Raw genomic sequence first — 9,092 nt, forward strand, 5'->3', positions numbered from 1 at the left:
AAAACGCAATACGTCCGTTAATGTTTTAGGGGAAAGCACGCCAGTGCTTTGGTGGAAACTCTTTCTAAAAGGAAAGATACGGGCACCATTGAGAAGCTTGCAGGTACCCTAGAACCCCACTGCTTTAGCTGTGGGAGTTGTCAGAGAAGAAACCTATATTGAAAAAGACTATATAAAATCATTGTACGATCCTGTAAACCGATTAAATAAGTACTTAAAAACACAGCATTTATCACTATCCGCAGCTGAATATCGAGATGATGTGATAGATGTTGCGTGGGTTCTTTTTCAATATAATAAATCAGCAGCAAGAGGGAATGATTTATGGTCAGTAAATATGCTGCATCACGTTATGATTCATCTTGCTAGAGTTTTATTTCACAGGTACAATCCAAACCGCGCGCAACTTGGATTGAAAACAATCGAAATGTCTCTAGAAGAGAATTTAAGGGTAAAAATCAGAGACATATATCAAAACATAACGCCCTATGACCATTCAAATGCTGTCAAGTTGATTAAGGAAGTGGTTTCAGATGAAGCAGATTGGATTCTGTCTAACCTGGAAGAAGGAGATCATATAAAGGCCTTTTTCAAAAAAATGATTTCCCCTACTAACCAGCATACATAGAAGGAATGGCAATAAAGGTTAACTAAAACCGCTTTGATCCTAACGCTATTATTAGTTTCATTTATTGTTCAAATACTTATCTTTTAACAAAGAAGCAAAATTAAATACATTATCAAGTGCGTTTCTGAAATTGATGAAACGCACTTTTATTTAAGGGCTCTTTTTCAAAGCTTTTTTGACGCAGTATATTTTCAGATAACGGCTGATTCCAGAGTCACGACGGTTGATATTTTCGGATAACGGTTGATTCCAAGGTCACTACGGTTGATATTTCCAGATATCGGTTGATTCCTTGGCATGAGAAGCCTCCTGCGGGATGTTTATTTCCGTAGTTTTCACTATGTCGCACTTTTCATCAAATGCGAAGGTTAATAGGCAACAAAACTTACAAAGAGAACATAATTAAAAAATTTTAAACAAAAGGAACCTTTTTCTATATTCATATGTCTAATGGGCAAAGGAGGGGTGAAAGACGTGATAGATGAAACCGATGTTAGGTTAGCTCAAAAAGGAGATAAGGCTGCATTCACCCGTCTGATCAAAGAAAGCCAAAACTCCTTATATCGCATCGCCAAAGGTATTTTAAACCATGAAGAAGACTGTGCCGATGCAATTCAAGAAGCAATCATTAAAAGTTACAATTCAATTCATAAGGTGAAAAAACCGCAATATTTCAAGACTTGGTTAACGCGGATAGTGATTAACCAATGCTATGACTTACTGAAACAACGTAAAAAAATTATTCCTACCGAGTCAGTAGAGCCTCTGCTTCAATCTCAAACAGAACAGGCACAAAACGATTATTACCAATTATCCGAGGGGCTGGATAACTTGAATACGATGCACAGAACAATCATCACATTATTTTATTATGAACAATTGACCATTCAGGAAATTTCCGAGATTTTGAAAGTTAGAGAAGGAACAGTTAAATCAAGACTAAACCGTGCTCGCAATAGGCTTGCCGACTATTTAGAAAAAGATGAAGCAGAAAGGGGTGGTAAGAATGGATCAAAAAGAAATTGACAAGGTATTGAAACGCAGGGGTGCTCAAGAAAAAGTGGAACCAAGTCAAATCGTAAAAAATAGAATCGATCGGACACTGGAGGAGTTGCCAGAAACTGAACGGAAAAGACGTCTATTTCCATCAGCCTTTTCCAACAGGTATTGGTTATCTGGTATGGGTTGTGTCGTTTTCTTTGTTGTTTTATTGTCTTATTTTCAATTTAGTGATCTATCATCACCCCTGTCTCCTTCCAATACTTCCGATAATTCGGTCGTTTACCAGCAAGCACCTATTGAACCTGAGGAATTATTAGGTGTCATCTCAAGGGGACAGATTCAGGAAGAAGACATAAACAACATCGAAATAGTAACGTCCATTAAACAAAAAGATCGGTGGATTGTTTTAGCTAGTTTTGGAATTGGCTTTCATTACCATGCCCTAGTCGAGGTGAAGAAGGAAAATAACACCAATACAAAAAAATTACTGGAATTCACTTCTATTGATCAATCTCGAAATACTCACTGGTATTCTGTTGAGGAAGGTATTGGATTCGGCTCAGTTGGTCGGTTTGTAGATAGAATAGAAATCCAAACTGATAATATGCAACTGACTAGTAAGACCCACAATGGTTACTATATGTATGTAAGCGACGCAAAACCTGAAAAAGTCGAGTTCTATAGTGAGAGCGACAAGCTAATGCGTACAATGGAAACCTTTAATTTCGATGAGGTATACCCTTTGGTTGCAAAAAATGAGGGAGAATATGCATTGTTTGTTGTTGATGAGGTTGATTCGATTGGAAGAGAAATATTGGAAAAGCAAGGAATAGAAAATGATGTCACATCAATCCAAACGACAAGTTCCCTAAAAAATGTGAATAGACAATATGAATTTTTAGATTTAAAAAAGTCACCAGCCTATGCTGTCTTCAATGATAAAAAGATGATTTACAAAACATACAATAAAGATGATCTATTCATGTTTTTGAAACAACAGAGTGATACTGATTAGAAAGTTCGGGAGGTAGATATTTACCTTCCGGATTTTTATTTTGGCAGGTAAGAAACTATAAATCCTTTCTTACTGCATAAGTGTAACTAAGGCTTTCGCCACTAAGGCTTGGCGATAAGCCAAGTTTTCTAACAGTAAATTTCTATAGGTTTAAGTGGTATAATGGTAGTCACTATTTGAAACTTTCCAACTAATTATACCGTATAAAGAAGTACTAAAACCAAATATCTATCAAAAAGGAGACATTATGTACGAAAAAATATTTGATGAAGTTATAAACTATCCAAAGTACTAGGCAAGAATGAGGTTTATGAGTAAAGAAGCAGCTAAACAAAGGAAGTGGTATATATGATAGAAAGAATTGACACTATCTGTTTAATGGTTAGTAATGTAGAAGAATCAAGCACCTGGTATCAAGAAAAACTAGGGTTTAAGGAAGCGTTTAAAGATGAAGGTTATCGCGTTTTAAGCATTGGAAACAGTGGCGTGCCTTTAACGATTGAGCAGGGAAGTCCAAAAACTTCCTCCGTACATCGAGCCTATCCTATATTTTTTGCGAAAGATATTATACATACATACGAAAAGTTAAAGCAACATGGTGTAAGAGTAAGTGAATTACAAAAAGATAATACAAACACTTTTTTCGATATTTATGACCCGGATGACAACAAACTACAGGTTTGTTTTTGGGAATAACAGAAATTAAATGGTTCGAGGAGAAAAATAACTGTTCGATTATAGACGGGGAGGCTTATACAGATGAGCAAAAAAGTTCTTCTAAGTATCATAGTGGTTCTTATCTTTGCTGTTGCTGTTAATATTTATACTGAATCAGTTGGTGAAAAAGATAGAATAGCAGAAATAAAAAAAGTAAAAAAAGAAAATGATAATTTAAAACAAAAGAATGATAAATTAAAAATAGAGATTCAAAAGCTAGAGAAAAATCAAATAATAAATGCAGCAAAACACTTTAAGGTAATGCAATATAATGTTAATTACGATGAAAATTATGAATTTCAAATTGGGGAAATACAGGGGAAAATCAAAAAAAAATTAGGTGACTATGCAACAGAAAATGGGCTGAGGAATGTTGCTTTACATGGTGTTTTTAGTTTCATTAGACAGTTGTCACAGGAAACGAAAAGTAATTTATCTGTTAAAGATATTAAGATCTACGAAAAAGGCATCGATACCAGTGCCCAAGAGATAAATCTTGACTACGACATTAAAGTAGTCATTAACCCTGTAGTACCTGATGGTAAAGAACGAATTATATCGGACTTTGGTCAGATACGTCTCGTAAAAACAAATGAAGGATGGAAAGTTGACGCTGATTCTCAACAAATGGATGGTCTTTTTGAGATAATGTACCAAGAAAGAGAATAGTTAGATCCTGCGGTAAGGGAGATTCATTGTGCAAAGCAACTATAATAGAGGCGCATTTTATTTGTGCCTTACATGTGTGTTCATTACAAGATATTCTTTATATGCAACCATTAATCACACGTGGATAATAGCACCTTGTTACTGGCGATAGTTGCTTTCAGTAAAGGCATTATTAGTTTTTCCCTCAGTACAATATGGATCACGCAGACGTTGAATGGTTAAACAACACTACTGTTTCAATCAATAATCACACGATAGATTTAAGTCAAGGAGTGACTTTTTCGAAATGAGAAATAACAAATCTTGAGTAATAACAAGTTGTATAGGGGGATATTATGGGAAAGGTGTTACTTTCTGGTGGTGGAGATAAAGAGCAAACAGAGATAATTGACCAATACTTTGTAAAGCAAATCAACCCAAACAAACCGTTGCTATATATCCCTATTGCGTTGAAGGGTGTTATTCCATTTGAAAACTGTTATGAATGGATAACTAGTGTTTTTAAGCCAATTGGTATTGAAAACATAACCATGTGGACCGATTTAGACAAGAAATCTATTCATGATTTGAATAAATTTTCAGCTGTATATATAGGTGGCGGAAATACATTTAGTTTGTTAAATGATTTACGTACCAGCGAATTTGATAAGGTTTTAACGGCATACATAGCAAACGAAGGAGTTATCTATGGTGGAAGTGCAGGAGCCATAGTATTAGGAGCGAATATAATGACTAGTGCCCATATGGATCCAAACAATATAGACTTTCAGAATTTTGATGGCTTGGGCCTTATTGGTGATTATTCGCTTTGGTGTCATTATCATGTGAAAAATGACCATTTAATAAATGATTATATCAAAGATTATAAAAAGCCCGTAATTGCGTTGGCCGAAGAAACAGGTGTTTGTTTTGATAATAAAAGTTTAATTGTTATAGGGAATGCCCCAGCCTATGTCTTTGAAGATCAAAGTAAAAGAGAAATTAAACCAGGTAATTTGATTAGGGAATTTTCAAAATAACCATTAAGATGGTTTCATGTAGAATGAAAGTATTAAGAATAGATGCTTCTGCAGAAATATGGACTGTTGTGGGTTTGACTGACATTGAAAAAACACTTAATGAATATAATAATCATGGTTAGAGTTATATGATAGATGTTTATTTAGATTCTTATAGCGATGTTCTTAGATTTTAACTATTAATTTGAAGAATGGTCCACACAAATATTAACTAACATGGAGTAGGGGAAATGTGCAGAATGAATGAGGAGTTAATGAAAAATGCTGATGCATGTTATCAACTAGCGGAGCAAAAGGCCGAAGATTATTTTAAATTACTTAGCGAGCAAGTCACACAAAATAATTATGTCCCCGCGTTAACAAAAGATTTTCAATCCTGGAAACACAATCATACTCGTCGTTTATCCTTATTATCCCTTATAAAACTTCGAAAGAATAAACCGGATTCTCGAGACTACCATAATTATATTGGGTGGTTGGATAAAACAGGAAAATTAGATGAATACCTAGACCGCAGCATCTCCTATATTTTTATGCGAGATCTGGGCAAAGCACTGGATTCACCTGATATACAGAGCCGAGTTCAGCGTGCAGTTGATAGGTTAAAGCGTTATCTGACTCAATCCGCTGAGACAAAAAAAGGAGAAAAAGCGTTCAGCATGGCCTGGTTGTACCGGTTCGCCCAAAAAGAGGGCGTTGAATCAACCTTGATATGGGTGATAGGAAAAATAAAGAAGGTTTCTTCTAATATTCCTGATGGGATGGACGCGGAAGAAGCAAAGCGGAAATTGATTAAAATCATCGCAGGTGTAGTGATGCAGGAAATGGAAGAAATGACCAATGAATTACCATCTGCAGAGCGTATGAAGAGACTTGATAAAGCTATCAGGCTAGGCTATTGCTATGGTTTGACCTATCCCTTCATTGACGATCTTCTCGATGCTAAAATCTTATCCGCTAAAGATGAAAAAAAATATTCCGATTTGATCCGTATCACTCTTATCACTGGAACAGTACCACAACTAGGAGAGTGGACTGGAAATAACAAGGAACTGATCCTGTTTATTCATTCGGAACTCCGAGATGCATTTCTATATATTAAGGCCCATCAGCGACCAGAGACAAGAAAAGAATTTCTCGAGCAATCCTATTTGTTTTTTAAAGCACAGGAAGTGGACCGTGCTAAAGATCTTTCTAACGGTAATTATACGAATGAAGAGATTTATGTCCCAGTCATTTTGAAATCTGCTTCTTCCCGGTTGATTGTCCGATCTATAATCAATGCTCGTGACGATGAAGGTATTGATAATCGAACATTCTTTTATGGTATCTACAACCAGCTGGCGGATGATTTTGCTGATATGTTTGATGATAGGAGGAAAGGTATAGTAACGCCTTATACCTACTATTTAAAATATCATGATGAGCGTTCGAACCTTATCAACCCGTTTGAATTATATTGGGCTGTTATCTCCCATTTGATTCATTACGTGTATCAATCAGATCCCAAAACCTGCGAAGTGATTTTGGATCGTGCAATAAACGGCCTTAAAAGATATAAAGAAAAGATGGGAACTCAAAAGTACAATGAAGTCATGAATGTCTTTGCTTCAGGTATTCCAAAATTGTATAGCGTGATTCAACATATGGTTCGAAAAGCAGACGAAGTGGATTTCTTTGATAAACTACTTCGGGACCATATTATTACCCAGTTGAAAAATGAACGGGAAGAACAGGAGGAATTCTTGGAAACAGTCGAACTTGTCCGTAATCAGATTGATAATATCTTACAAATTCCTAAAAACGATCAGGACACTTTGATGAGGGTATCAATTATTGATGCTGCTAATTATAGTCTAGAAGGTGATGGAAAGCGACTACGACCAATCATGACTTGGTTCATGAGTATTAACATATATGGATTAGATAAGTCTGCCATTGTGCCACTTTTAAAATCATTGGAATATATGCATACTGCTTCCTTAATATTCGATGATTTGCCATCCCAGGATAATGCGTCAATTCGTAGGGGACGTCCAACCCTACATGAGTTGTATAACGTCGCCACCTCAGAATTAACCGGTCTCTTTCTAACCCAAAAAGCAATGGAGGAACAAGCATCTCTTGAGTCGTTTGATTCGAAAGCGGTGCTTCGCTTGATTCACTATTCGGCCCAAATGACAGCGGATATGTGCATGGGACAGGCGATGGACTTGGAGTCGAGAGGGAAACAATTAACTATTGAAGAATTAAACACAATGTGCTTCTATAAAACTGGAATGGCATTTGAAGCTTCTCTTATCATGCCTGCAATTATCGCAAGTGAAGGAGAATTAGAAATGAAAGCTTTGAAGAAATTCGCCTATCATGCTGGCATTGCTTTTCAGATTAAGGATGATTTGCTTGATGTTGAAGGAGATCTGGTATTGCTCGGAAAACCCACCTTGAAGGATGCAGAAAACATTCAGGCAAACTTTGTGTCTACACTAGGAGTTAATGGTGCAAAAAAAGAGATGTGGGAACATTATTGCCTTGCAATAGAAGTATTGCAGGAGGTGCCACACAATGTTACTTTTCTTAAACATTTCCTGAATTATATTGTGAACCGAGATTTTTGATCATGAACTATATACCGAGAGTGGGAATTTAATATGAAGCTATTAGATCCATCAACTCTAAAGGGATGGTTGCAGCCACATTCGATAGAATGGTACGAGCAACTGAGTAATTATCAAGATGAATACAAGTATCCTTGGAACTCAACAATTATTGAACCTAATGGAGAGTCTGTTTTTGATGGAGAAGTTGCACATATCATAGCTAATAAGAATGTTTTAGATGTTGGATGTGGACATGGGGAATTTACCGTTAAATGTGGCTTGTTAGCGAAAGAAACAGTTGGTTTTGACGTAACGGATAATTTTATTGAAGCCGCAAAACAAAATAAAAATCCTAATGTTAAATTTATCAGTGGAAATACAAAAAACGGCTTACCTTTCTCATCAGAAGAATTTGATTGTGCCTACATCCGAAAAGGACCAACATCCGCATATCCTCTCCTAAAACAATTCGTGAAAAGAGGTGGAGAGATTCTAGGACTGCATCCTGGTGATATGCTTGGCAAAGAACTACATGCTTTATATCCTAATCTTTATGAAAAAACAGAGGGGACTCCTATCCTGGATACTATTAAGCAACGGGTCAAAAAAAGCAATTTTTCACTTGCAGAGTTTGAAACAATTAATAGCGTTGAATATTTGCATTCCCCATACGATGTACTGAAATTGCGCTGCTTTGGTCAGACTTCCACGATTTATAGAACATTAAAAAGAGAAAACCTTACAGAAATATCAAGGGTTTTTGAGCAAAATGCAACAAAAGATGGATTGCCGATTACATTTGCTCGTTATATTGTTCGTGTAATAGTTTAATAGTATTGAATGTAAACAGTTAGCGATAAGTGAGGATGATTTACAATGAATATCGAAACGGAGAGATTATTTTTTCGCCAGTACACGGACAGTGATTTTGAATTTCTGTCCTCCCTATTATCTGATCCAGAAATGGTCAGGTTCATTGGTAACGGAAAGACAAGAGAAAAAGAAGAGACAGAGAATTTTTTGGAGTGGATTTACAGTACGTATAAAAAAGGAAAAGGTATGGGATTAATGGTTTTGGTTAACAAAGAAAACGGAAGTCCAGTTGGTCACGCTGGATTAGTCCCACAAACAATTGATGGTATAAGTGAATTGGAAGTGGGTTATTGGATTTCCCGCAATCATTGGGGAAAAGGTTATGCGACAGAAGCGGCAAAAGCACTTATCGATTATGGTATCAATTTTCTTGATAAAAAAAGGTTTATTGCTCTAATTCAGCCAGGGAATTTGGCGTCAAAAAAGGTTGCAAAGAAGTTGGACATGAGTGCAGAAAAGCAAATTGTACTAGGTGGCCAGAAAGTCGAAATTTACTCTGTTTCTTACTGATCCAACTGGATACTTTTTAGAGATAGTATCCTGAACCATAGTTATTATCCCTCTTCTAT

9 protein-coding genes are annotated in these 9,092 nt (G+C 36.1%); all 9 read left to right on the forward strand.

Features of this window, described 5'->3' with window-relative positions; all coding sequences use genetic code 11:
• Window positions 1–130 precede the first annotated feature (130 nt).
• The 9 genes from ACOI1D_RS19885 to ACOI1D_RS19925 all read left to right on the forward strand — a co-directional run bounded on the left by ACOI1D_RS19885 (window position 131) and on the right by ACOI1D_RS19925 (window position 9,033).
• Window positions 131–628, forward strand: a complete 498-nt coding sequence (locus tag ACOI1D_RS19885) for a hypothetical protein (protein ID WP_422503756.1) — start codon at window positions 131–133, stop codon at window positions 626–628.
• Window positions 629–1,093: 465 nt separating this feature from the next.
• Window positions 1,094–1,654 (forward strand): sigma-70 family RNA polymerase sigma factor, encoded by a 561-nt coding sequence (locus ACOI1D_RS19890; RefSeq protein ID WP_422503758.1) that lies wholly within the window; start codon window positions 1,094–1,096, stop codon window positions 1,652–1,654.
• Entirely contained in the window at window positions 1,635–2,645 is a 1,011-nt protein-coding gene (locus tag ACOI1D_RS19895; protein WP_422503759.1) for a hypothetical protein, read from the forward strand. Before ACOI1D_RS19890 ends, ACOI1D_RS19895 begins: the two co-directional genes overlap by 20 nt.
• A gap of 348 nt (window positions 2,646–2,993) precedes the next feature.
• Window positions 2,994–3,341, forward strand: coding sequence for a VOC family protein (locus ACOI1D_RS19900; protein ID WP_422503760.1), 348 nt, complete (start codon window positions 2,994–2,996; stop codon window positions 3,339–3,341).
• Between the two features lie 63 nt (window positions 3,342–3,404).
• A complete protein-coding gene (locus tag ACOI1D_RS19905) occupies window positions 3,405–4,031 on the forward strand; it encodes a hypothetical protein (protein WP_422503761.1) in 627 nt (208 codons plus the stop codon).
• 335 nt (window positions 4,032–4,366) lie between these two features.
• Window positions 4,367–5,050 (forward strand): Type 1 glutamine amidotransferase-like domain-containing protein, encoded by a 684-nt coding sequence (locus ACOI1D_RS19910; RefSeq protein WP_422503763.1) that lies wholly within the window; start codon window positions 4,367–4,369, stop codon window positions 5,048–5,050.
• Window positions 5,051–5,280: 230 nt separating this feature from the next.
• Window positions 5,281–7,668, forward strand: a complete 2,388-nt coding sequence (locus ACOI1D_RS19915; protein ID WP_422503764.1) for a polyprenyl synthetase family protein — start codon at window positions 5,281–5,283, stop codon at window positions 7,666–7,668.
• A 33-nt stretch (window positions 7,669–7,701) separates the two neighbouring features.
• Window positions 7,702–8,481, forward strand: coding sequence for a class I SAM-dependent methyltransferase (locus ACOI1D_RS19920; protein ID WP_422503766.1), 780 nt, complete (start codon window positions 7,702–7,704; stop codon window positions 8,479–8,481).
• A 45-nt stretch (window positions 8,482–8,526) separates the two neighbouring features.
• Complete coding sequence (locus ACOI1D_RS19925; RefSeq protein WP_422503767.1) at window positions 8,527–9,033, forward strand: GNAT family N-acetyltransferase; 507 nt, start codon at window positions 8,527–8,529, stop codon at window positions 9,031–9,033.
• Window positions 9,034–9,092 lie beyond the last annotated feature (59 nt).

It is taken from the genome of Virgibacillus sp. DJP39, assembly GCF_049310925.1.
Classification (GTDB): domain Bacteria; phylum Bacillota; class Bacilli; order Bacillales; family Amphibacillaceae; genus Virgibacillus_F.

Excerpts from the sequence above, each read along its gene's own strand:
- ACOI1D_RS19900 (WP_422503760.1), top strand. The coding sequence starts at position 2,994 with ATGATAGAAAGAATTGACACTATCTGTTTAATGGTTAGTAATGTAGAA.
- ACOI1D_RS19915 (WP_422503764.1), top strand. The coding sequence starts at position 5,281 with ATGTGCAGAATGAATGAGGAGTTAATGAAAAATGCTGATGCATGTTAT.
- ACOI1D_RS19895 (WP_422503759.1), top strand. The coding sequence starts at position 1,635 with ATGGATCAAAAAGAAATTGACAAGGTATTGAAACGCAGGGGTGCTCAA.
- ACOI1D_RS19910 (WP_422503763.1), top strand. The coding sequence starts at position 4,367 with ATGGGAAAGGTGTTACTTTCTGGTGGTGGAGATAAAGAGCAAACAGAG.
- ACOI1D_RS19920 (WP_422503766.1), top strand. The coding sequence starts at position 7,702 with ATGAAGCTATTAGATCCATCAACTCTAAAGGGATGGTTGCAGCCACAT.
- ACOI1D_RS19925 (WP_422503767.1), top strand. The coding sequence starts at position 8,527 with ATGAATATCGAAACGGAGAGATTATTTTTTCGCCAGTACACGGACAGT.
- ACOI1D_RS19905 (WP_422503761.1), top strand. The coding sequence starts at position 3,405 with ATGAGCAAAAAAGTTCTTCTAAGTATCATAGTGGTTCTTATCTTTGCT.